The organism is Rhodanobacter ginsenosidimutans, assembly GCF_042655685.1.
Taxonomy (GTDB): Bacteria; Pseudomonadota; Gammaproteobacteria; order Xanthomonadales; family Rhodanobacteraceae; genus Rhodanobacter; species Rhodanobacter ginsenosidimutans.
In genome coordinates, this window is record NZ_JBHSMM010000011.1 from 1 (window position 1) to 1,274 (window position 1,274).

A 1,274-nucleotide genomic window follows, 5' to 3' on the forward strand; every position below is an offset into this window, starting at 1 on the left:
CTGTATGGACCGGAGACATGGGTAACACACGTGCCAGGACATGGGTAACAGTTTAGGCGGTGTCGCGTAGGTCGACTTGCGTTAGCCGATGGTGAGAAAAATAGAGCGCATAGACACCGTCTTGTGTGTCGTCGGGACGAAAGGCGATGGGCAGCCCGCGCAGGGCATTGGAGACCTTTAGCGTCTGGCCTTTGAACTTCACAACCCCGTTGCTTTGAACCGTGACAACGTGATCGTGCGGGGAGTATTCGATGGTCGGCAGCACTTCGGGAAACGGCCGTGGGCTGGGGCGGTAGCGCGTGCTGGGTACCGCCATGCCGATGCCTTGGTGAGGGCGCACAGTGTTATAGATAGCGCGCCACGCATCGAAGGCGCGCTGCACGTGAGCGTGGTCGTGGAACACCCGTCCGTTGACCACCTCGGCCTTGAGGCTGCGGTGGAAGCGTTCGTCCTTGCCGTTGGTTTGGGGATGGGCCGGTGTGCTGAAGCTGACCTGGATGCCGACGCGCACCAGCCACAGGCTCAGCTCGGAGAGTCCGCGTGAGTGGCCCGAGGGACTGCCCCACGGGGAGCCGTTGTCCATGTTCATTCGCAGCGGCAAGCCATGCCGCCGGAAGGTGTCGGTGAGTACCGCCTGCACGGTCGCGCTACGCATGTCGGGCGTGGCGCGCAACACCAGGTTGTAGCGGGAATGATCGTCCAGCACCGTCAGGGGATCGCACCGACCGTTGCCCACGGCGATGGTGCCCTTGAAGTCCATCTGCCAAAGATCATTCGGTGAGGCGTGTTCAAAGCGCGTCCACGTGCCGCCATGGCCGGCGGTTCGCTCAGGTAGCAAGCCGTGACGTCGCAGGATGTGCGTGATGGTGCTGGGCGCAGGCACATCGGGGTGACCACGATCCCGCAGCACGTGGTGCAGCTTGCGTCCGCCCCAACATGGATGGGCGCGACGCAGTTCGACGAGCGCCTGCGCGACGCCTTCATCGGTGCGTGTGGGTGACGATCGCGGCCGGCGTGATCGATCGCTCAGGGACTCGTCCGCATTGGCGCGCGCGAGCCATTTGTAGGCCGTCTTGCGGCTGATGCCAAAGCGTCGGGCCAGCTCCGACACGGTAACGCCGTGGCTTTGAGCCAGCGTCGTGAACTCGGTACGCAGGGTCATGGATGTGGTTTCCTTCCAGGGCATGAAGTGGCACCTCGACCGCGTCAGAAATCAGCAGCGAGGTGTAACCCATGTCCTGGCACATCTGTTACCTGTGTCTCCGGTCCATACA

Annotated in this window: 1 protein-coding gene; it reads right to left on the bottom strand. The window is 63.0% G+C overall.

Annotation, left to right across the window (positions count from 1 at the left end):
* Positions 1-52 precede the first annotated feature (52 nt).
* The gene (locus ACFPK0_RS16885; RefSeq protein WP_377342426.1) at positions 53-1,186 is read right to left on the bottom strand and encodes an IS481 family transposase; all 1,134 of its coding nucleotides are present in this window, start codon (positions 1,184-1,186) and stop codon (positions 53-55) included.
* Positions 1,187-1,274: the final 88 nt, after the last annotated feature.